Source organism: Dyella sp. (assembly GCF_036384435.1).
In the GTDB taxonomy this organism is placed as follows: Bacteria; Pseudomonadota; Gammaproteobacteria; order Xanthomonadales; family Rhodanobacteraceae; genus GSA-30.
This window is the reverse complement of the sequence record NZ_DASVMI010000156.1, coordinates 1-21,833: the sequence shown is the minus strand read 5'-3', so window position 1 is coordinate 21,833 and position 21,833 is coordinate 1. Positions and strand designations below refer to the sequence as shown.

Annotated in this window: 23 protein-coding genes; 15 read left to right on the top strand and 8 right to left on the bottom strand. The window is 63.5% G+C overall.

Features of this window, described 5'->3' with window-relative positions; genetic code table 11:
• The 6 genes from VF436_RS15130 to VF436_RS15105 form a co-directional block, all read left to right on the top strand.
• Positions 1–877, top strand: an 877-nt coding sequence (locus VF436_RS15130) for a biotin-independent malonate decarboxylase subunit beta (RefSeq protein WP_330904860.1), incomplete at its 5' end; no start/stop codon positions are given.
• Complete coding sequence (gene mdcE / locus VF436_RS15125; RefSeq protein ID WP_330904859.1) at positions 864–1,589, top strand: biotin-independent malonate decarboxylase subunit gamma; 726 nt, start codon at positions 864–866, stop codon at positions 1,587–1,589. The genes VF436_RS15130 and mdcE, both read left to right, overlap by 14 nt.
• Complete coding sequence (gene mdcG / locus VF436_RS15120; protein WP_330904858.1) at positions 1,564–2,226, top strand: malonate decarboxylase holo-[acyl-carrier-protein] synthase; 663 nt, start codon at positions 1,564–1,566, stop codon at positions 2,224–2,226. Before mdcE ends, mdcG begins: the two co-directional genes overlap by 26 nt.
• Positions 2,223–3,089, top strand: a complete 867-nt coding sequence (gene mdcB / locus VF436_RS15115; RefSeq protein ID WP_330904857.1) for a triphosphoribosyl-dephospho-CoA synthase MdcB — start codon at positions 2,223–2,225, stop codon at positions 3,087–3,089. The genes mdcG and mdcB overlap by 4 nt, the downstream gene beginning before the upstream one ends.
• Positions 3,083–4,030 (top strand): AEC family transporter, encoded by a 948-nt coding sequence (locus VF436_RS15110; protein WP_330904856.1) that lies wholly within the window; start codon positions 3,083–3,085, stop codon positions 4,028–4,030. The genes mdcB and VF436_RS15110 overlap by 7 nt, the downstream gene beginning before the upstream one ends.
• 15 nt (positions 4,031–4,045) lie before the next feature.
• Positions 4,046–4,975, top strand: a complete 930-nt coding sequence (locus VF436_RS15105) for a malonate decarboxylase subunit epsilon (RefSeq protein WP_330904855.1) — start codon at positions 4,046–4,048, stop codon at positions 4,973–4,975.
• 132 nt (positions 4,976–5,107) lie between these two features.
• Here VF436_RS15105 and VF436_RS15100 read toward each other — a convergent pair whose 3' ends face one another.
• Positions 5,108–6,088 carry an alpha/beta hydrolase gene (locus VF436_RS15100; RefSeq protein ID WP_330904854.1) on the bottom strand — a complete coding sequence of 327 codons (981 nt, stop codon included), beginning with the start codon at positions 6,086–6,088 and terminating at the stop codon, positions 5,108–5,110.
• 135 nt (positions 6,089–6,223) lie between these two features.
• Between VF436_RS15100 and VF436_RS15095 the strand changes: the two genes are divergently transcribed.
• The 4 genes from VF436_RS15095 to VF436_RS15080 all read left to right on the top strand — a co-directional run bounded on the left by VF436_RS15095 (position 6,224) and on the right by VF436_RS15080 (position 9,074).
• Entirely contained in the window at positions 6,224–6,775 is a 552-nt protein-coding gene (locus VF436_RS15095) for a helix-turn-helix domain-containing protein (protein WP_330904853.1), read from the top strand.
• A 174-nt stretch (positions 6,776–6,949) separates the two neighbouring features.
• Positions 6,950–7,708: a molybdate ABC transporter substrate-binding protein gene (gene modA, locus VF436_RS15090; protein ID WP_330904852.1), complete on the top strand. Its 759-nt coding sequence runs from the start codon at positions 6,950–6,952 to the stop codon at positions 7,706–7,708.
• Positions 7,709–7,716: 8 nt separating this feature from the next.
• On the top strand, positions 7,717–8,391 hold the full coding sequence (gene modB, locus VF436_RS15085) for a molybdate ABC transporter permease subunit (RefSeq protein WP_330904851.1): 675 nt from the start codon (positions 7,717–7,719) through the stop codon (positions 8,389–8,391).
• A complete protein-coding gene (locus VF436_RS15080; protein WP_330904850.1) occupies positions 8,388–9,074 on the top strand; it encodes an ATP-binding cassette domain-containing protein in 687 nt (228 codons plus the stop codon). The genes modB and VF436_RS15080 overlap by 4 nt, the downstream gene beginning before the upstream one ends.
• Here the strand turns inward: VF436_RS15080 and VF436_RS15075 are convergent.
• From VF436_RS15075 to VF436_RS15045, 7 genes are all read right to left on the bottom strand, one after another.
• Positions 9,064–9,648: a nucleotidyltransferase family protein gene (locus VF436_RS15075; protein ID WP_330904849.1), complete on the bottom strand. Its 585-nt coding sequence runs from the start codon at positions 9,646–9,648 to the stop codon at positions 9,064–9,066. The two genes, VF436_RS15080 and VF436_RS15075, sit on opposite strands and share 11 nt — an antisense overlap.
• The gene (locus tag VF436_RS15070) at positions 9,645–10,736 is read right to left on the bottom strand and encodes an XdhC family protein (protein ID WP_330904848.1); all 1,092 of its coding nucleotides are present in this window, start codon (positions 10,734–10,736) and stop codon (positions 9,645–9,647) included. Before VF436_RS15070 ends, VF436_RS15075 begins: the two co-directional genes overlap by 4 nt.
• Positions 10,733–11,818: a HesA/MoeB/ThiF family protein gene (locus VF436_RS15065; RefSeq protein ID WP_330904847.1), complete on the bottom strand. Its 1,086-nt coding sequence runs from the start codon at positions 11,816–11,818 to the stop codon at positions 10,733–10,735. The genes VF436_RS15070 and VF436_RS15065 overlap by 4 nt, the downstream gene beginning before the upstream one ends.
• Entirely contained in the window at positions 11,815–12,417 is a 603-nt protein-coding gene (locus VF436_RS15060; RefSeq protein WP_330904846.1) for an NTP transferase domain-containing protein, read from the bottom strand. Before VF436_RS15060 ends, VF436_RS15065 begins: the two co-directional genes overlap by 4 nt.
• Entirely contained in the window at positions 12,414–12,893 is a 480-nt protein-coding gene (gene moaC / locus VF436_RS15055; protein WP_330904845.1) for a cyclic pyranopterin monophosphate synthase MoaC, read from the bottom strand. The genes VF436_RS15060 and moaC overlap by 4 nt, the downstream gene beginning before the upstream one ends.
• Positions 12,894–12,923: 30 nt before the next feature.
• Entirely contained in the window at positions 12,924–14,126 is a 1,203-nt protein-coding gene (locus VF436_RS15050; protein ID WP_330904844.1) for a molybdopterin molybdotransferase MoeA, read from the bottom strand.
• A 143-nt stretch (positions 14,127–14,269) separates the two neighbouring features.
• A complete protein-coding gene (locus VF436_RS15045; RefSeq protein WP_330904843.1) occupies positions 14,270–15,064 on the bottom strand; it encodes a TetR/AcrR family transcriptional regulator in 795 nt (264 codons plus the stop codon).
• 262 nt (positions 15,065–15,326) lie between these two features.
• Here VF436_RS15045 and VF436_RS15040 point away from each other — a divergent pair, with 262 nt between their 5' ends.
• The 5 genes from VF436_RS15040 to VF436_RS15020 all read left to right on the top strand — a co-directional run bounded on the left by VF436_RS15040 (position 15,327) and on the right by VF436_RS15020 (position 21,688).
• Entirely contained in the window at positions 15,327–16,244 is a 918-nt protein-coding gene (locus tag VF436_RS15040; RefSeq protein WP_330904842.1) for a SphA family protein, read from the top strand.
• Positions 16,245–16,273: 29 nt separating this feature from the next.
• Positions 16,274–17,488: an MFS transporter gene (locus tag VF436_RS15035; RefSeq protein ID WP_330904841.1), complete on the top strand. Its 1,215-nt coding sequence runs from the start codon at positions 16,274–16,276 to the stop codon at positions 17,486–17,488.
• A 28-nt stretch (positions 17,489–17,516) separates the two neighbouring features.
• The gene (gene fahA / locus VF436_RS15030; RefSeq protein WP_330904840.1) at positions 17,517–18,839 is read left to right on the top strand and encodes a fumarylacetoacetase; all 1,323 of its coding nucleotides are present in this window, start codon (positions 17,517–17,519) and stop codon (positions 18,837–18,839) included.
• A gap of 34 nt (positions 18,840–18,873) precedes the next feature.
• Positions 18,874–19,647 (top strand): cyclase family protein, encoded by a 774-nt coding sequence (locus tag VF436_RS15025; protein ID WP_330904839.1) that lies wholly within the window; start codon positions 18,874–18,876, stop codon positions 19,645–19,647.
• Between the two features lie 343 nt (positions 19,648–19,990).
• Complete coding sequence (locus VF436_RS15020) at positions 19,991–21,688, top strand: ShlB/FhaC/HecB family hemolysin secretion/activation protein (protein ID WP_330904838.1); 1,698 nt, start codon at positions 19,991–19,993, stop codon at positions 21,686–21,688.
• Positions 21,689–21,833: the final 145 nt, after the last annotated feature.

Here is a 21,833-nt window from a genome sequence, read left to right as displayed (position 1 = left end):
AGCCTCGGCGCGTCAGCGCATTGATGGTCTGCTCGACGGAGGCAGTTTCGAGGAATTCATCGGACCGCAGGATCGCCAGACCAGTCCGCACCTGCCCCTGTTCGACCTGCCACAACAGTTCGATGACGGCATGATCGTCGGGCGCGGCCTTCTGGACGGCAAGGTCGTTTTCGTAGCCGCGCAGGAAGGGCGCTTCATGGGCGGCTCGTTCGGCGAAGTGCATGGTGCCAAGCTCACCGGTTTGCTGCGCGCGGCGCGCGACATCGGTTCGGTACCGGTGTTGTTGCTGTTCGATACCGGCGGCGTGCGCTTGCCGGAAGCCAACGCGGGCGCACTGGCCATCGCAGAAATCATGCGCGCGCTGATCGAGGCGCGACTGGCCGGCGTGCCGGTCATTGGCCTGATCGGAGGGCGGGCTGGCTGTTACGCCGGAGGCGGCCTGATCGCCGGTTGCTGTTCAGCGCTGGCGGTGTCCGAGCAAGGCCGCATCAGCGTGTCCGGCCCGGAAGTGATCGAAACCAACCGTGGTATCGAGGAATTCGATTCACGCGATCGCGCGCTGGTGTGGCGCACGATGGGCGGCAAGCATCGTCGCCTGATCGGCGGCGCCGATGGTTTTGCCGATGACAGCCTGGCCAGTTTCCATGGGGTGGCGGTCGCGCTGCTTGCCCACACGCATGGCTTGAATACTCAGACCCTGGCGGCCGAGCAGGCGCGCCTGGAACAACGGCTGGAGCGATTCGGTGCCTGTACCGACGCGCTCGATCTGTGGCGTGCCCGCGGCGTGCCGGCACCCGAGCAGGTCGCCGACATGTCGCATGAGGCATTCGTGGACGTTGTCGCTTCGCTGGAGAATTCTCATCATGATGCTCGATGACATACTCGCGTCGCTGTTTCCCGGTGGGCATGCCATCAGCCGCGAAGGCGGGATGTTGCACGGACAAGCTGCGCTGGTTTCGGGGCAGGTCATCCAGGTGATCGGCGTGTCCGACCGCACCGCGGTGGGCGTGGATGAAGCAGTCTTGCTTGCTGGCAAGGTGCTGGCGGTCGTGGATCGTGGTGATCGCACGCCGATCCTGGTGCTGATCGACAGCGATAGCCAGCGCATGAGCAAGCGCGACGAACTGCTTGGCCTCAACGAGTGCCTGGCGCACCTGGCCAAGTGCCTGATCCTGGCCGATACCCTGGACCATCCGACGATCGGCCTGTTGTATGGCTATACGGCGGCAGGCGCATTCATCGCCACGGCGCTGGCCACGCGCACCTTGGTGGCGCTGCCAGGTGCCGAACCAGCCGTGATGGACCTGCCATCCATGGCCCGCGTGACCAAGTTGCCGCTGGAGGTGTTGCAGGAGAAATCCCGCACCACGGCGGTATTTGCGCCAGGGCTGGCCAACCTGACGCAGACGGGTGCCGTGGCCGGCACGTTCGATCCTGCGCGCTCGTTGAGCGAGCAACTGTCCGATGTTCTTCGTCAGTCCACGACCGGGAGCGACCGACGCGACCAGTGGGGTAAACAGCGTGGCGGGCGACCCAAGGCCGCCGATATCGCGGAGCGAGTGTATGGACTGGCACGCGCTGGGCTCTGATCAACTGCTGAAGCGGCATCAGTTGGTGCGGCTGACCCCGCGCTGCTGGGATGCGTGGCTTGGCGCACAACCTGTGCATGAGGGTACGCCGCTGCTACGCGAATGGGGACGGCGGCGTTGGCCGCTGGTCGTACGTCGTCCGATCGTTGGCGAAGCAGGTATACCTCTGGGTATTCCCTTGCCGCCGTCGACGGGCAAGCAGCGTATTGCGCTGGCCGTATCCCTGGCCGATATCGAGGCGGTATCCGCGCTACCGCGCCTGGGCCAAGCGATCATCGCTGCGCCGGAGGCGTGGGAGCACAGCCTGTTGCAGTTGCTGGCGTTGGCTGCCCGCTATGGCGTGCGCCAGCACGTGTTCGGGAGCCTGGCATGGCAATGGATGACCGGGCTGCCATACCTGTCACCTCAATCGGACCTGGACATGACTTGGACCTTGCCTGCCAGGCCGCGCCTGCATCATTTTCTCGATGAGCTGGCCAGTGTCGACGCGCATGCGCCCATGCGCATCGATGGCGAATTGCTGCGTGCCGACGGTGCGGGTGTGAATTGGCGCGAGGCGCGTGCTTGCACGGATGAGGTGGCGATCAAGACCTCACATGGGCTGCAGATGCATCGTCTTGAGGCGTTCGCCGCATGAAGGGGCCTGGCGACGCGCTGCCGACCATGGCGCAGCGAGTGGCCAGGTCATCGCCTGTCTGGGTCATCGGGCGCTGCGCCGCCGACAGCCTGCGTCAGGAACTTGAGACCTATCCCAAGCCCGGCCTCGTCAGCCATGTCGACCGCGGCAGTCATGACGACATGGACGCGGCTACGTTTCATGCCAGTGCGAATGCGTTGGAGCCTTACTTCGTCGAACTGGCCATGGCTGGCGCACGGGGTGAGTCGATGCAGGCGTTGCGCCGCATCGGCTTGCGCGCCGAACGCGCCATGCTGGAAGCCACGCATGGCGTCAATACGCATCGTGGTGCGATTTTCGGCCTTGGCCTGCTGTGCGCCGCCGCGGGCTGGTGTGATGGTTCGGGCGATACACGGCGCCTGGGCGACGTGGTGGCCACGCGTTGGGGCGAAGAAATCCTGATCGGTCCGCGTCTGGTCGGTAGCCACGGGGAAGTGGCGCGTCGTCGCCATGGCGCAGGCGGAGCAAGGCAGGAGGCGGCGACAGGTTTCCCTGGTATCTACGCCACAGGTCTGCCGGCGTTGCGGCACGCTGCCAAGCTGCATGACGACGCCGAGGCGGTGCGTGTGCATGCATGCATGGCGCTGATCGCCCATACCGAGGACACCAATCTGCTGCATCGGGGCGGTCGCGACGGGCTGCATTTCGCGCGGCAGTCGGCGGCGGCATTTTTGCGGCGTGGCGGCGTAGGACAACACCACTGGCGCGACGATGCCATCGCCGTACATCGCGCTTTCGTGGAACGTCGACTCAGTCCGGGTGGGGCAGCCGATCTTCTGGCGATGAGTCTGTTTGTGCAAACGCTCGGGAGGGACGCATGGTAACGATCATCGTATCGGCGCTGGTGCCGATTTTCTTCGTGCTTTTGCTCGGCTATTCGGCGGGCAGGTGGCGCATCGTCGACAACAGCAACGTAGCCCAGCTCAACGCCGTGGTCATGCGTTATGCCATCCCCGCATCGCTGTTGGCCGCCACGGCAATGACTCCACGAGCGGCGATGCTGGCGCAGTGGCCGATCGTGGTGATCCTTGGCGCAGCCATGATGTTGGTCTATCCGTGCTGGTTCTTCGTGCAGCGGCACGTGTTCAAGCGTTCGCTGGCCGAATCGGCGGTGCAGACGTTGTCGGTGTCGCTACCCAACTATGCCGCCGCCGGCCTACCGGTGGTAGCGGCGATGCTCGGGGCCAACCAGATCGTGCCGGTCGCCGTGGCCATCGCTACCGGCGCCCTGTTGCCATCACCGATCACCTTGGCGTTGCTGGAGCTTTCGGCGGCTGAACGTGGCTCCAAAAGTAGCCACGGCCAGGGACCTATACGGCATGCCATCACGCACGCCATCACTCGTCCCATCGTGCTGGCCCCGATCGCCGGCACCCTGTGTTCGTTGCTGGGCCTGGCATTGCCTGCGGTAGCCATCGCCTCGTTCAAGTTGATCGGGCAAGCGGCTGGCGGCATGGCCTTGTTCGTGACCGGTCTGATCCTGTCGGCGCAAAGATTCCGCCTGCGTGGCAACGTCGTGTTCGCGGTCGTGGTGACCAACGTTATCCAGCCACTGATCGCCTGGGGAATTGCCACGTTGCTCGATTCCCCCAAGGATATCGCCCATGTGGCGATCCTGATGGCTGCATTGCCGTCGGGTTTCTTCGGCATCTTGTTCGGTTCCAGCTATGGTCATCGCTCGGAGGACGCCGGGTCGGCCGTGATCGCCAGTACGCTGGTCAGTGCCGTGACCCTGGCCGTTGCCATTGCGTGGCTTTACGGTTGAGGCATCGGAGCAATCATGACGCTGGCCATTCTATGTTCCGGACAAGGCGCGCAACATGCGGACATGTTCGCGTTGACCGGGCAGGTAAGTGCCGCACAGCCCTGGTTTGCGCATGCCGCGTCGCTGCTTGGACATGATCCACGCGCGTGGGTCGCGCAGGCATCGGGCGAAGATTTATTCAGCAATCGCAGCGCGCAATTGCTGTGCACCGTGCAGGCGCTTGCCGCGATGGCGCTGGTCAGTGAGCTGTTGCCCCAGCGGCGTTGCATCGCCGGTTACAGTGTCGGTGAGATGGCCGCCTGGGGGGTGGCCCGACTCCTGCCCGCCGAGGTCACGCTGGATCTGGTTGCCGCGCGCGCCCAGGCCATGGACGCGGCGCGTCACGGCGAGCAGGGCATGCTGTTCGTGCGTGGATTGGGTCGCCAGCGAGTTGAGCAGCTTTGCCTGGGACGCGAGGCGGCCATCGCCATCGTCAATCCCGGCGACGCCTGGGTCATTGGCGGCATGCGCGATGCCCTGGCGAGCATCGCCGCACAGGCCCGCCATCTGGGGGCAGCACGCGTGGTGCCGGTGCACGTAAACATAGCCTCGCACACACCGCTGCTGGCCGAGGCATCATCGGCTTTCGCACAGGTATTGCGCCAGGCCTCATTCGCCGCGCGGCTTTCGCATGGCGTGCGTCTGCTCAGCGGAATCGATGGCGCATCCGTACTGGATATCGACGAGGGTGTGGACAAACTCTCCCGGCAGCTCTCGCACCCCATCGACTGGGCAGCCTGCCTGGAGGGATGCATCGAGGCTGGCGCATCGGCTTTCCTCGAACTGGGACCCGGCCGGGCCCTGGCCGACATGGCCGTCTCGGCTTACCCCAATCTGCCGGCACGAAGCCTCGACGATTTCCATGGCGTGCAAGGATTGGCGACGTGGTTGGCGCGAGTTTCTTAAGTGGATAGGGGAAGCGGGTGGAGCGCTCATGGTTCAACGTTGCCGGTAGCCCCAAGGTGACCGAACCGCTGATGCTGCCCTCAAGACGCCTCGCATTGGCGAACTTGCGACTCCGCCCCCCTCTCCAAAGGCTCAGCCGCGTAATTTGCGTCCCAGGAATTCCCGGATATACCCGCCTATCTCCACAGCATGGGTCTCCAGTGCGAAGTGGCCGGCGTCGAGCAAGTGGACTTCCGCGTCCGGTATATCGCGCTGATAGGCCTTGGCACCCGGCGGGATGAAGAACGGGTCGTGCTTGCCCCATACGGCCAGTAGCGGCGGGCGATGCGTGCGAAAGTATTCCTGGAACTGCGGATAACGTGCGACGTTGCTGCGGTAATCCAGGATGAGGTCGAGCTGGATGTCATCCATGCCGGGGCGTGCCATATAGGCGATGTCCAGCGTGTAGCCATCGGGGGATACGCGTTCGGCTGCTGCGCCGTGCAGGTATTGCACGTCGCGGATCACCTGCGGTGACAGCGCTTCCCGGCAGGCGTCGCGATGCGCGGGCGTGGGTTCGCGCCAATAGGTCTGCCACGGCTCCCATGCATCGCTGAAACCATCGACATAGGCATTGCCGTTCTGCGTGATGATTGCGGTCACGCGCTCGGGGTGTGCCATGGCCAGGCGCAAGCCGGTAGGGGCGCCGTAGTCGAAGATGTACAAGGCGTAGTGCTTGAGCGCCAACGCGTCAATGAATCCTTCGATGACGCGGGCCAGGTTGTCGAAGGTGTAGTCGAATTGGCCGCGCGGCGGCGCCTTGGTTTGCCCGAAGCCGGGCAGGTCCGGTGCGATCACCCGGTAGCGCCCAGACAGCTGTGGCATCAGGTCGCGGAACATGTGGCTAGCTGTGGGAAAGCCATGTAACAGCAGGACCACCGGTGCATCGGCCGGACCGGCTTCGCGATAGAACACCTCCACCTCACCGACTTTCTGCGAACGATACGAAACAGTGCCACCATGGGCAGGCGCCGTGGGGCTCTTGGATACCGAATCCCCTGGTGCAGCGAACGAGCTGGTGGCAGCTGCTGCGGTAGCCAGTGCGGTCGCCGTCAATAGCTTGCGGCGAGTCATGAGGGCCTCTTGATTAATGGAATCTTGGGGTTGCATGAGAATTCTCCAGTGCTTTATGTAATGGAAAGTGCTTGAGTGCAGTTCGAATGACTTTAGAATACTACCTAACGATCGGTAGGTTATGACGACCAAGATATGAAAACAAGCCTGGACAACATCATTAGCGAGGCGCGCGAACTCTTCCGCGTGCATGGCTACGCCGGGGCCTCCATGCAGGATTTGGCTACACGCGTGGGCATCAAGAAGCCCAGCCTCTACACGCGCTTTCCTACCAAGGAATCGCTGGTTCCCGAAGTGCTGGCCCTGACCTCTCGGGAAATGGATGCAGCCTTGCCTGATGCATCCGGTGACTGGCTGGCTCGCTATGAAGCGGTATTGCGTGCGATGGCGGCCGATCTGGTGGCGCGACAGCGTTGCGTCTGCCTGCACCTGGCCTACGACGTCGGTGACGACACACCCGAGGCGGCCGATGCGGTGCGCAGCTATTTTCGCCAGCAGCGCGACGCCATGGCCGCGATGCTTGGCGCCGCCTTCGACGCGCAGACCGCCAGGGCGATGGCGATGGATGCCTTGGCTCGGATCGAAGGCGCCACGTTATGGACCGTCATCGATAGCGACCCGGCGCCGATGTGGCGGGCGGTCGATGAACTGGTCGAGATCGCCAGGAGCCGAAAGGGAAACCCATAGCGCGCCTTCAGCGAAAGCGGTCGACGGCGCGCCTTCATTCTCATCCATCTCGCACGTCAGTCCGGCAATACGATGCCGTTGCCGGTCAACACGGCTTGATTGACTTGCACCACACCTCTTCATGCCCATCCATCATCCCTTATAGTCCCGTCTTCCTCGCACGCCGGAGCACCCATGGCATCTACCCGTACATCGAGTTGGTTGTTGCTGGCGTGGCTGGCCGTTGGTCCAGGCCTGGCGCACGCCGATGATCTGGTGGTATCAGGCGCGTCGAGCCTGACCAACGCATTCCAGCAGGTCGCCAAGGCCTACGAGGCCAAGCATCCCGACACGCATGTCGTATTGAATTTCGCCGCGTCGGACGTGCTGCTCCAGCAGATTGCCAACGGCGCTCCGGTGGACGTGTTTGCCTCGGCCGACCAGACCGCGATGGACAAGGCCGTGCAGCAGGATGTCGTGCTCAAGGGTTCGCGCAAGGATTTCGCCTCCAATCAACTGGTGCTGATCGCTCCGGCCGCCAGTACGCTGAAGATTTCCAGCCTGCGCGATCTCACGCAGCCGTCGATCAAGCGCATTGCCGCTGGCGATCCGGCCTCCGTGCCGGTCGGGCGTTACACCCAGGGAGCGCTCGCAGCGCAGGGGCTGTGGCAGGGTTTGTCAGCCAAGACAGTATTGGCGCAGAACGTGCGCCAGAGCCTGGATTATGTGGCGCGTGACGAGGTCGATGCCGGCTTCGTCTTTGCCACCGATGCGGCCATCGCCAAGAATAAGGTCAAGGTGATCATGACCGTACCGAACGAAAAACCGATTACCTATCCGTTGGCCGTGATCGCACAATCCAGGCATCAGGCGCAGGCCCAGGCGTTCGCAGCCTTCGTGCTGTCGCCGGACGGGCAGGCGGTGCTCTCGCAATTCGGATTCGGCAAACCCTGATCGAACGGATGGATATCTGGGCGCCGCTACTTCTGTCGTTGAAAGTCGCGCTATGGGCTACTGGTCTGAACCTGCTTTTCGGGACGGCGGTGGCCTATGGGCTGTCTCGCTGGCGTTCGGGGTTTGCTGATCTGGTCGACTCTCTGCTGACCCTGCCGCTGGTATTGCCGCCGACCGTGCTTGGCTACTATCTGCTGGTCCTGCTTGGCCGCCGTGGTGTGCTCGGGCATTGGCTGGATGGCTGGGGTTTAAGCCCGGTATTCACGTGGCAAGGTGCTGTCATCGCCTCGACGCTGGTGGCCTTTCCGATGATCCAGAAGGCTGCGCGAGCCGCTTTCGAAGACGTCGATCCGCACCTTGAGGGCGCTGCGCGGGTGCTGGGACTGTCCGAGTGGGCAGTGTTCTTCCGGGTGTCGCTGCCATTGGCGGCCAAGGGCATCACGGCGGGCGCCCTGCTGGCGTTCGCGCGCGCGTTGGGTGAATTCGGCGCCACGCTGATGATTGCCGGTAATCTGCCGGGTCGCACGCAGACCCTGTCGGTAGCCATCTATGCGGCCGTACAGGCCGGTGATGATGCCGGAGCCAACGCGATGGTGGCAGTGGCGTCGTTTACTTGCGTGACAGCCTTGTTGCTGGCCGGCCGGCTGGTACCGCGTCACGCACGCGGGATGCCGGGCCGATGACCATCGATATCGCTGTGCGGCACACGTTGACCGATGGGCAGCGACGCTTCGAACTGGATGTCGCCTTGCGCTCCGATCGTCGCCGCATCGTGCTGTATGGGCCTTCAGGCGCTGGCAAGAGCATCACCTTGCGCGCGGTCGCCGGCTTATTGCGACCTGATGCCGGGCGCATTGCAGTCAACGACCGTTTGCTCTACGACAGCAGTGCCGGGATCAACATCCCGGCACGATATCGCAAGGCCGGTTATCTCTTTCAGGACTATGCGCTGTTTCCGCACCTGACCGTCGCGCAGAACGTGGTCTTCGGCATCGAGCGTGGCCTGTTCAACCCGCGCCGGGGCGCGGCGGTTCCTGCGCAGGCGCAGCGATGGTTGCAGGTTTTCGAACTGGACAACGTCGCCAGTAGCCATCCGGCGCGGTTGTCCGGCGGACAGCGCCAACGCGTCGCCCTGGCGCGTGCCTTGGCGGCAGCACCGGATGTATTGCTGCTTGATGAGCCCTTCTCGGCGCTGGATCCGGCGCTGAAGACGCGTATGCGGCGGGAATTGGTGACGCTGCAAGCGCAACTGAATCTCCAGATGCTGGTTATCACGCACGATCCGGCTGACGCCGACGCACTGGGCGAGCACGTGTTCGAAATTCATGAAGGCCGAGTGCGCAGCCAGATGCAGGCTACATCGTAGGTCGATGCTGGCCTGGAAGGTCCTGCGGCGTATCGACATCGAGTGCCGCATGGGGCATGGCCACTTCGATGACACGCGGATGCGTGCGTAACAGTGCGCGTGCGCCCCGGTCGCCGCTTAAACCCATCAGCATACCGGCCTCGGCACGTGGAAACAGGCATGGTGCGCCTCGTGCGCCTGCGTAGTGCGCGGTCACGATATGCGCAGGATGCGCCCGATGCCTGGTTTGTAACGCAAGCAGATCGTCGGTCGTGATGCGCGGCTGGTCGGCCAGGCAGATCATCACCCCGTCGACATGTCGGTATCTGCGTAAAAGTTCGGCACTGCCGAATGCGATCGAAGCACCCAGGCCGTCGCGCCAATGTACATGACGGACGATATCCAGTGGCAGGCCGTCTAACAGGGGAAGCATGTCAGAGTCGCGTGCACCGATCACGGCCAGTACCTGCAGGCCCGTGGCGCAGGCCGTGGCGGCCGCATGGCGCAGCATCGGCACATCATCGATCAGGGCCATCTGCTTGGCCGAGCCGAAGCGCCGGGATTCGCCCGCCGCAAGCAGCACGATACCGGTCACGAGTGGATGGAGCCGGCGGTGAGGCTCAGGCGCCGGCCTTCCCGTGCATTGAATGTCGCCAGGATTTCAGCCGTGACGGCCAGGGCAATTTCCTGTGGTGTATCCGAACCGATATCCAGTCCAGCGGGCATGTACAACGGATCGATGCTGCCGTCGAGCGCGTGCGCCATGCGTTGGGCACGCTCGCGCGAACCGATGGCGCCTACGTAACTCAGTGGCGCCTCGCCCAGGGCCTGCAGATATTCCAGGTCCAGTTCCAGGCGATGAGTCATGGCGACTAGTGCGGTGAATTCATCCAGATGCAACTGCTCACGCACGCTGGCGGGCCCGGCGACGACACGCTCGACATGCTCGGGCAGCATGGACAGGCGCCCGGCATCGGCATCCACCACGCTGACCTTCCAGCCTAGTGCGTGGCCCAGATCGGCCATCGCCCGAGCGCCGACATGCGCGCCAATGATTACCAAGGCAGGGCGTGGGCGCAACCGCCCCATCAGAACTTGGGCGTCTCCCTGTGTCGGCGGAAATACGCATCCGGCGACCCGCTGGTGCAGTCGGTCGAGCTGCTCGCCAAGGAGGGCCAACAGAGGTTGGCCGATGCTGGTGAAGAGTACGCCCTGCTGGTCGCACAACATGCGCAAGGGACGTGGTAGCACGTGGCCCTGGGCATCGGCAAACACCGTGGCGATGGCGCCTTGTTGCCTTTGTTCGAGCACGTGCGCGAGTGCATCGAGCCAGCGCAGGTCATCTTCGTCACTGATCGGTTCGACCAGTACGCTCAATTCGCCGCCACATCCGGTCTCGATCAGAACATCGTAATTGTCCTGCCGGTTGTAGTGCACCAGTTGCGTACGTCCTTGCTCCATCACCTGCTGCGCGCGCAGCACGATGTCGGCCTGCGGGCATCCGCCGGCCAGTTCGCAGATGACGCGGCCATCGGCGTGCACCAGCATGCTGGTACCCGCACGGCGAAAGGTGGAGCCGCGCGTCTGGGTGATCGTGGCCATGGCCGCCGCATCCGCAAAACCCGTACGGCGAAGATCGCATAGTGCGGCGACCAGGGTTTGCAATTCCTGCGGTGAATTCATGCGGCCGGGCTGGTTCGTGTGCGCAGGCCGATCCAGCCATCGCGTAGCGAAAACACGTTTCGGTAACCGTGGCGCCGCAGCCATTCGGCGCTGTGACGGCTGCGTGCGCCGCGAGCGCAGATCAGCAGCCAGCGTCCGTGGGCGAAGCTTGCCGCATGGCGCGCGATGTCGCCGGAGGGAATCCACAAGGCCGCGGCATCCAGCGGATCGCCTTCGATTTCATCGCTTTCGCGCAAGTCCACCAGCCGATAGCCTGCCAGTACCGCGGCCTGAAGGCTGGGAAAGGCCTGTTCCAGGGCTTCGCTGGCGCGACGTCGCTCCAGGCCCTGGCGTGCCTGCGCATGGCAATCGTGTCCAGCGTGGCCAGTACCGATACGACGTATATCCATGTCGAGCAAGTCCATCAGCAGAAGATCATGCTCGAGCTTGCTGCCCAGGCCGAGCAGGATCTTGAGCGCCTCGTTGGCCTGCATGGTGCCCAGTACGCCGGGCACGGGCCCAAGCACGCCGGATACGGCGCAACTGCCCAACTGGGCCGGGTCGGGCTCTACCGGCCACATGCAGCGCAGGCAGGGTGCATCCGCAGTAGGCTGGTACAGGTGCAACTGGCCCTCGTATTGATAAACGCTCGCATAGACCACCGGCGTACCGGTCAGCACCGCCGCATCGTTGCAAAGATAGCGGCTGCGCATGTCGTCGGTGCACTCGAGTACAAGGTCGTACTCGGCAAACAACGGCAGGATGTCTTCAGCAGCCAGGGTGTGGCCGATCGTGGTGATGCTGACGGTCGGGTTCAGGGCGCGCAGGCGCGCGGCGGCCAGTTCGACCTTGCGCTTGCCCACGTCTGCCGCGTCATACAAGGTCTGTCGATGCAGGTTGCTCGCCTCCAGCACATCGCCGTCGACGATGCCGATGTGGCCGATGCCGGCACCGGCCAGATAGGTCAAGGCCGGACAACCCAGGCCGCCGGCACCGATCACCAGCACGCGACTCAATCCCAGACGAGCCTGGCCCTCGGGCCCGACGGCCGACAATCGCACCTGCCGGGAGTAATCGGGAATGAACGCCTGGCTGTCCGTCACGAAGCCTTCCTCAACCTGGCAAGGATTTCGTCACGGTCCTCCGGTGAATTGGCGTTGTCCAGTGCTTGCGCGTCCACGGGCGCAATCAGCTTGGTGTCGAGACGGAACAGCTCCTTGCGCGGGCAGATGCGCCCGTTGGCTACCGATTGCGCCAGCGCTTCGATGGCGGTCGGTTCCCAGATGGCGCACAGGGGCTCAGGCAGGCCATCGTACGCACTGGTGAATGCCGTGGCGGCGCGCGCAGGGTCGCGCGCGGCCAGCAAGGCGTCGAGCGTGGCCCGATTGAGCAGCGGCAAGTCGCAGGCGAGCACCAGCCACGCTGCGCGCGGGTGAGCGGCATGGGCAGCCAGGATGCCAGCGGCCGGACCGATATCGGCCTGGGTATCGACGATTTGTGGTAACTGGCGACGGGTTTCTTCCTGGCGCTGGTCTTCGCGCACCGAGACGAAAGCACGGTCGACCATGGCCTCCAGCAGACGAAAGGCGCGAATCAGTTGCGTCTCGCCCGCATAGTCCAACAGCGCCTTGTCTTGGCCCATTCGGCGGCTGGCGCCTCCGGTCAGCAACAGGCCGTGCAGCGGGCGGGAAAGCATATTCATTCGTGTTGCTCCGTCAAGTCGATGTCGTGCTTGCCGCCGTGCTTGCTGAGCAGGCACACTTGGCGAATCACCATGCCATGCGACATCGCCTTGCACATGTCATAAATCGTCAGCGCGGCGATGCTTGCACCCGTGAGCGCCTCCATCTCCACGCCAGTCGTACCGCGACAGGCCACTTCGCATTCGATGACGGCTTCGTCGCCCTGGATATGGATGTCCAGCTTGCATCGTTCAATGGCCAGTGGATGGCACAGCGGTATCAGCTGGGGAGTCGCCTTTGCGCCCATCACGCCAGCGATCTGCGCTACGGTGATGACGGCGCCCTTGGGCGTTACATAGCCAGCCTCGCGCAGCGCGGCCGCGACCTCGGGTGGAAAGGCCAGACGGGCCTGCGCACGTGCCTCGCGGCGAGTGATGGCCTTGTCGCCCACATCGACCATGCGCGGCTGCTGGTTTTCATCGACATGCGACAGCATGGGCTTGCTCCAGATACGGTGTAACGAAATTCATGACCACGAAAGGAAGGGGGCGACATGCCCGACCGGGTGGGGATCGGTGCGTGGGGGCAGTTCGATGATGCCGTCCGTGCGCGCCAGCGAAGCGAAGTCGCCGGATGTGGCCGATGGCACCGGCTGGGCCATGGCGCGGCCCTGTTCGTCGTAGGTCAGGGCCACGGGAATGAAACAGGTGAGACTGGCATGTGTGCGCAATGACGCGGCAAGGCGCACGTAGATCACTCGGGATGGGGGCATGCCGCTGGCCTGGCGCAGGGCAGGGATCACGTAGCGCAGCGTGCACACCAGTGCCGACACCGGATTCCCGGGCAAGGCGAAGACCGGCTTACCCTCCGGTGACACCCCGAACCACATCGGCTTGCCTGGCCGCTGGGTGATTCGATGAAAGATGCGGCGGACGCCCAGCGTATCCAGGGCGGCAGGGATCAGGTCGCGTTGTCCCATCGACACGCCACCGCACAGCACCAGCACATCGCTGGCGGCGAGCCGTTGCGTCAGCAGCGACAGCACGCGTTCGCGATCGTCGACCACGTGATGTAACGACACGTCATCGAAATGGGCATCGCGCAAAGCAGCAGCGATGCCATAATCGTTGGAGCGGCGAACCTGCCAGGGCTGCGGTGCCGCGACCACGTCCACCAGTTCATCGCCGGTGGAGATCACCGAGATGCCCGGTTGCCGCGTGACCTGTACATCGGCCACGCCATTGGTAGCCAGCACCGCGATCTCCGGTGCTCTTAGCAGGCGACCTGCCGGGACCAACAGGTCGCCTGCACGGCAGTCCGATCCCTGGCGGTGCACGAACTGACCGCGTTCGGGCGCCGTATCGGTGACCACATGCAAGAACGTGCCGTCGCGTCGCAGGCTTTCCACCGGCACCACGGTATCGGCACCTTGCGGCAGCATGGCACCCGTCATCACTTCCAGGCAGTCATGCGGTGCGGCGAGTGTCATCGCCGGCTGACCGGCCAGTTGCGTCCCGGCCAGGCGAAACCGTGACAGACCATCGCCATGCGCGAAGGCTATGCCATCCATCATCACGCGATCGAATGGCGGCTGGTCACGATCGGCGTGCAGGTCCTGCCGCAGTACGCGACCTTGTGCACGCGCAAGCGGCACGTGTTCGGTGGTCCAGGGGGCTATGTTCGAAGCGATCAAGGCTTCGGCGGCCGTCACGCTGATCGATGCCTCCACGCAAATTATCCTTGGGCTGGCCAGTTCGCGATCAGTGTAGCGCGCCGCCCGCATGCCGGAGCGTTCGATTTGTGCAGGTAACGTCTACAAGACGCGCAAGCGCTTGCGTGACACAGGATTCGACGTCGAAGCGGCATGGCTTCTTATGCCCGCTGCCCCACCGCTGACAGGAATCCGGCCGTCAGAAATTCCACGAGCAGCTCGGTCTGTGCCACGTCGCCCGATTTGGCGCCGTGCTGGGAAAGACGCTCCACGCGTTCATCGGCGATCAGCATCAGCAGGGCACCAAGGGAGAATTCGTAGCCCCACACCACCTTGTCGCGATGCACGTTCGGCAAAGCTTTGCACATTGTCTCGATGAACACGGCGGCCAGTTCGTCGTAATACGTCGTCACGACATGGCGCGCCTCTTCACCCGGTTCCCAGATGGAGCGCGCCACAAGGACCGAAAACGGTTGTCCATCCGGATTGACGCGAAGTTGCAATACCGGCTCGGCCCAGGCACGCACGATATCCTCGACGGCGCGCGGGTTGTTGGTGGAACAGTCGACCTGTCGCATGCGCGCGATGCGATCGATGATGTAGCTCTTGCGATGCTCGAAGATCGTCTTGAGCAACTCATGCTTCTTGCCGAAGTAATAACCCACCAGGGCCAGCGGTACGCCGGCATGCGCGGCGATGTCACGCACCGTGACCGGATGGTAGCCGTGCTTGGAAAACAGCCACTCCGCACTGCGCAGGATGTCCTGGCGGCGATCGACACGACCGGTTTCCGTGGCCGGCACCGAAGAGCGGCGCGCCGGGCTGACATTCTTTTTCGAGGCGGCCGTACCGCTGGCTTTCTTGCTTATGCGCGCCATCGGCGACTTGCCTCCATCGGGCATTCGCTCGTCGCGATTGCTCTTGCGTTCGATACGGCACACGTTGCTGCGCCGCAAGGTGCACAACCGTACAATAAGTTGTACATATGTACAAACTCCATCAGATTCGAGGTCGGGGCGCACCACATATCCAAGCTTGCCCGGTCACTGCGAGGATAAAAGCCACCACCGCACGATGATGCGGAGCATGGCGCATCCGATCGGGCAGCGCACGTTTTTATGTCTGTGCATGAGAGACAGCTTCAGCCATCGCCTTGTAACGCGATGAGGATGTGGCTGCCTCGCATTTGAGTCATTCACATCTCATCGGGGGACACGCATGTCACGCAACACGATTGTCAGCAGGGCATTGGCTTGCATCATCGGTATCGGCTTGACGTGGGCGGCGGCCAGTCATGCCTCGGAAAACCTCAGTCCATTCCTGCCCGGCGCCACCACGGGCGTGCCGGCGGGTGCCTTGCCGCCACCGGGGCTTTACTACGACGACACATTCTATCTGACACACGGTGACCAGCTCAAAGACGGTGCCGGCCACGGTATCCCGTTGAAGTTGCGCAACTACACCAACACCTCGTTGTTCCTGTGGGTGCCGGGATGGAAATTGCTGGGCGCGGACTACGCAGCCAATGCGATCTTCTTCTACGACCAGCATAACGTCGATACGCGTGCCATTGGCGGGTACCGTTCGCGCTCCACGGGTTTCTTCAATCCCATCATTACGCCGGCCATCCTGTCCTGGAACCTGGGACATGGCTTTTTCACGTCGGCAGGCATGTCCTTCTACCTTCCCACAGGCAACTATCGCTATCGTGATGGCAAGACCTTGCAAACCAGCTACGCCAACGACTACTGGACCGTCGAGCCGAGCTGGGCGGTGACCTGGCTGCACGACGGCTGGAATCTCACGCTCAACAACGTCGTGGACATCAACAAGCGCAACTCGCGCACCGATTATCTCTCTGGCAACGCGTATTACCTGGATCTGACCGCCAGCCGCACGATTGGGCATTGGACCGTGGGCGTCATCGGCAACTATTCGCGCCAGTTCAGCGATGACCGCCAGTACGGCAGCGTGGTCGGTAACGGCAATCGTTTCGAGCACATGCTCGTCGGCCCGCTGCTGGCCTATGACTTCGGTCGCGCCAAGGTGTCGCTGCGCTATCTGCAGGACATACGCACACGCAACGATGTGGCGGTGTCGTTCGCCTTCGCATCGGTGTCGTTCCGCCTGTTCTGACCCATCCACGATTTGGCGAGGTTATTGACGTGAACAATCGCTGGCTTGCGCTCTCCATTATTTTTCTTTCGTTTCTGCAGTTCACCCTGAACTGGTTCAACGTGATCCCCACATTCGGGCACCTGACTACGGATCTTCACCTGTCGTTGCCGCAACTGGGATCAGTAGTTGGATTTTTTATTGCCGGCTATGGCATCGCACACATTCCCGGTGGCATGCTGGCCGAGGCGTATGGTATGCGGTGGGCCATGCTGTTCGGCATCGCCGTGGAGACGGTCGGCTCGGTATGGTCATCTCAGGCGCACTCGCTGACGGCCTTGCTGATCGGCCGGTTTATCTGCGGCGTGGGTGGTTCGATCTACATCGGCAGCGCCATCGGGCTTACCACCGCGTGGTTTCGCGATCATCAACTGGTCACGGCCAATGGCCTGATCACCGGCGTTGCCTTCACGGTAGGTGCCGCGGCGGGGCTTTATGGGTGGTCCGGCATCGTGGCCGCCTTTGGCTGGCGCATGGCATTGCTCATGGGAGCGGCGGTCGGTGCGCTGACCTTCGTGGCGTTGTGGTTCGTGTTTCCCTCACCCCCCGGCATGGAAGGGCGGGAAACCCAGGGCAGCCACCTGGATGGAGCCGCGCTCCGGCGCATCTTCGCCAACCGCGACCTGTGGGTCATCGGGCTGGCTTTCCTCGGCGGTTATGGCAGTTACTTCACGGCGGCGGAATTGTTGCCGACCTATGCGCAGCAACACCTGGGCGCCGGCCAGCACAGCGCGGGTGTGCTGGGTGTGATCGTGTTGCTCAGCGGTATCCCGGGCTCCTTCCTGGGAGGCTGGCTGGCGGACAAGCTGCTTGGCGTGATACCCACTCTGGTTGGCGCACTGGTGGTCGAGGCCGCGGCGCTGGCGGCCGTGCCTCACGTTGGCATGGCCGGCTTGAACATACTCGCCGGCATCATCGGTGCGTCCGGCATCCTGGCGTTCGTATCGTGGGTCGCCGCGCCCGGGCTGTATCGGCAGCAGATCCGCCTGGCCGACATCCCCACCGCATGTGGCCTGCTGCTGACCATCGCCGCGATCGGCGGCGTGCTGGTGCCCACGCTCTACGGCCGGCTTGCCGCGTCCGAGGGCTATTTCGCCGCATGGACGTTCACCGCCGTGGTGACGCTCGGCACGATGGCCTGTTGCCTGCTCGCACGGCGTCCCGGTGCGACAGATGCCGCGCATGCGCTCGGTGCGACGAGCTGACGTCTCCCTCCTTCCCCAAGGAATCGCTGTGATTGAACTAGATGCAACACACGATCCGGCTCGTCGTAGCTGGGTCGACAGCGCCAACGATGGCACGACGGATTTTCCGATCCAGAACCTGCCATTGGGCATCTTCAGCCTCGATGGACACGAACGCCGGTTCGGCATCGCCGTCGGTGATGTGATCCTCGATGTCGGATACGCACATGCACGTGGCTGGCTTGCCGGCGATGCGGGCGAAGCTGCGCGGTTGGGGCAGGCCGGATCGCTCAACGCCTTGCTCGCGGCAGGACAGGCTCCGTTGCGCGCCTTGCGTCGGCAAGTAAGCTGGTTGCTCGACGTGCAACAGGTTGCCCGCGACGTGCGCGAAGCCGCCCATCACGGCCTGCTGCACGAGCGCAGTCGCTGCACGATGCATCTGCCGGTTCGCGTGGGCAACTACACCGACTTCTATGCCGGTATCTACCATGCACGCGCGGCCGGTGCCTTGCTCACGCCGGAAAATCCGTTGCCGGCCAACTACACCTGGGTGCCGATCGGCTATCACGGTCGCGCCTCGTCGGTAAGCGTGGGGCAGGGCCAGGCGATACGCCGTCCGCTGGGGCAGCGACCACCCCGATCGCCGGGTGAAGCGCCGGATGTCGGACCCTGCCAGCGGTTAGATTTCGAACTGGAAATGGGTTTCTACGTCGGTGCCGGCAATGCGCAGGGGCAGCCGATTCCCATGCGTCAGGCGCACGAACACATCGCGGGCTATTGCCTGCTCAATGACTGGTCGGCACGAGACATCCAGCGTTGGGAAATGTTTCCGCTGGGACCGTTTCTCAGCAAGAACTTCGGCACCATGGTTTCGCCATGGATCGTCACGGCCGACGCACTCGCGCCCTTCCGTGTACCGGCCATGCCGCGTGAACCGGATCTACCCGCACCGTTGCCTTACCTGACCGATGCAAGCGACCAGGCACACGGAGGCCTGGACGTGCAGTTGTCGGTGTCGCTGCAAACGGCCGTCATGCGGCAGCACGGCATCGACTCGATCGAGATTCTTCGATCCAACGCGCGGCACCTTTACTGGACACCCGCGCAGATGCTGGCTCATCACAGTTCCGGTGGATGCAACATGGAGCCGGGCGACCTGCTTGGCACCGGCACCATATCCGGCCCGTTGCCCGAACAATTGAGCAGTCTGCTTGAACTCACCCACGGCGGCACGCGCCCGGTGCGGCTACCTCATGGCGAGCAACGTGGTTTCCTGGAAGACGGCGATGAAATCACCTTCCAGGGCCGATGTGCGCGCGAAGGCTTCGCATCCCTTGGCTTTGGCCAGGTGCGCGGCGTCGTCGGCGCCTGAGCCGTCCCCTTTCTTCGACATACGGAATTCCAGCATGAGCAGGATCATCGATATTTCCATCACCCTGGACAACGAGACGATCTCCGACCCGCCTTTCATGCGGCCGACGATCCACTACACCACGCATCGCGATTCGGCCGCCGACGTAGTGCGCTCGTTTCCCGGCATGACGACCGATCGCTTGCCCGACGGCATGGGCTGGGCGGTCGAAGAGATCACGCTGTCCACGCACAACGGCACGCATATCGACGCACCCTGGCACTATCACCCGACGATGGATGGCGGCCGTCGTGCGATCGCCATCGACGAAGTGCCCCTGGAGTGGTTCATGCAGCCCGGTGTGAAGCTGGATTTTCGCCATTTGCCGGACGGTCACGTCGTGACGCCCGACGAAATCGATGCCGAGCTGGCACGCATCGGGCACACGCTCAAGCCGTTGGAGATTGTTGTCGTCAACACGCGAGCCGGCGAACGGTATGGGCATTCCGATTACATCCACAGCGGTTGCGGCATGGGGCGCGATGCGACCTTGCACCTTGCGTCATGCGGCGTACGCGTCGTTGGCACCGATGGCTGGAGCTGGGATGCGCCTTTCAGCCATACCGCCAGACGATTCGCTGAAACCGACGATGCAAGCCTGATCTGGGAAGGTCACAAGGCCGGGCGCGACGTGGGCTATTGCCAGATCGAAAAATTGCACAACCTGGAAAGCCTGCCAGCCGATGGCTTCACGGTGATCTGCTTCCCCGCCAAGATCCGCGCGGCCAGCGCAGGCTGGACACGTGCGGTGGCAGTGCTGCCTGATTGAGTTATGGAAGTGCGAGCACCACATGACAGACCATCCCTTTGGCGGTGGCGTGCGTCACGCCGCAGGAGCCAATTCATTCGCGAAGCAATCTGCGATCTAATCGCAGAGTGGGGTATTGAAACTTCCAGGCCGCGACAACATCGCATCTCGCATCGCAGCTGAAGTCGCTCCTCGGTTGCGGGGCCGATGTGGAAAGGCTCGTGGCATGATTCGTGACGCGTTTGGCGCTTCGGATGATAGGGCCTTAGGAATACTACGAAAAATGCGGTCAGCTCCTGGCGGCCACTGCGGCACTCGATAGACTCGCCGCCTCGGGAGTGGGCTGTTTGTGGTCGGGTATTGAATGGATATGGTCGTAGCGCGCGGTCGTGCAGTGCGCATGGCGCCGTGGTTGGCGCTGACAGGGATGTTTCCGTGGCTGGCTTGTGCACAGTCGGTAACTCCCGATACGCAGGAACAGCGTGAACGCGCCGAGCGTGAGGCGCATCAGCGTGAACGCGAGCGCGAGGCCCCCGATGTGCGCCTGGGGTCACCCGGTACAGGCGATTTTCATCGTATCGACCTGCCACGCGAACAAGCGTGCTTCACGCTGCGCTCGATACACCTGCAAGGCGAGCAGGCCAACTCATTCGGATTCATCCAGCGTTACCTCGACACCTATGCCGGGCGCTGTGTTGGTCCTGCGGGCATCAACCTGATCGCTCGCCGGGCCGGTGAGTTGGCCATCGATAGGGGTTATGTCACGACCCGCATCGGCGTGACGCCGCAGAGTATCGCCAACGGCACGCTGGTGCTGACGATCGTGCCCGGCACGATTGCATCCATCCGCGACGATGACGCCGCGCGTGGCGGCCATTGGCGCAGCGCGTTACCCATGCGCCCCGGTGCGCTGCTCAATCTGCGCGATATCGAGCAGGCGCTGGAACAGTTCAAGCGTGTTCCCTCGCAGGACGTGGACATCGACATCGCGCCGGGTGATCAGCCCGGCGAATCGATCCTGGTGATCAAGCGGCGGCGCACGCGGCCGTGGCGCATGATCGCCACGCTCGATGACAGCGGCACGCGCGCGACCGGTCGCGGTCAGGCGGGCGCCACCCTGGCAGTAGATAACCCGCTGGGTGCGAACGACCTGCTATCGCTGGGCTACAACCGCAACGCACCGGCCAGCCGCGACAAGGCGACGCAGGGTCTCAGTGGCAACTATTCGATGCCCTGGGGCAATTGGCTGTTCAGTGCATCGTTCTACGGTTACCGCTATCGCCAGACCATCACCGGATCGGCGCAATCATTCTCCAGTCGTGGCACGTCGCGCAGCACCGACGTCTCGGCGCAGCGCCTGCTGCATCGCAGCCGCAGCAGCAAGACCACCCTGGCCTTGCGGGTAGGCAAGCGCTGGGCACACAGTTATATCGAAGACGTCGAGCTAGACACGCAGCGTCGCAACACCACCATGGCCGAGCTTTCGGTTTCCCAGCGCCAGTACCTGGGCAACGCTCAACTGGATTTACGACTTGCACAGCGCAAGGGTGTGCACTGGTTCGGTGGTATGCGCGATCCGGGAGGGCAACATCCTGACAGCCCGCGTTTTGGCTATGCGCTGACGGTGCTCGATGCCTCGCTCTACGTGCCGTTCCGACTGGGGCGGCGGTCCGTGCAATGGACCAGCGAATTCCACGCCCAGCGCAGTCCGCACACACTCTACGGCTCGGAATTCATCGCCATCGGTGGCCGCTATACCGTGCGAGGCTTCGATGGCGAACAGACACTCGCCGCCGAGCGTGGCTGGTATTGGCGCAACACCTGGAGCCTGCCTGCCGAGCGCTGGCCGCTGGCCTTCTACGCAGGCCTCGATAACGGTCACGTTGGCGGCCCCAGTGGGCGCCAGCTCGGGCACAAGAGCCTGGCCGGCGGTTTCCTCGGCGCGCGCGGGCAGCTTGGACGCCTGAGCTGGGATGCATTTGCCGGATGGTCGCTGCGCGGTGGTCGCCAGCTCGATTCGATGCGTCCGGCAACCGGTATCTCGTTGACGTATGTGTACTGACACCTCGCGCCCCGCGCGCGTTCACGGAAGAGGCCAAGCCATGCCCATGCACGCATCCCGTCGTCATCCGTCCCGCCATCGCCTGGGTGCGCTGAGTGCGGCGATCGCCTCGTTGCTGGGCAGCTCCACGCTCGCGGCGCAGGTC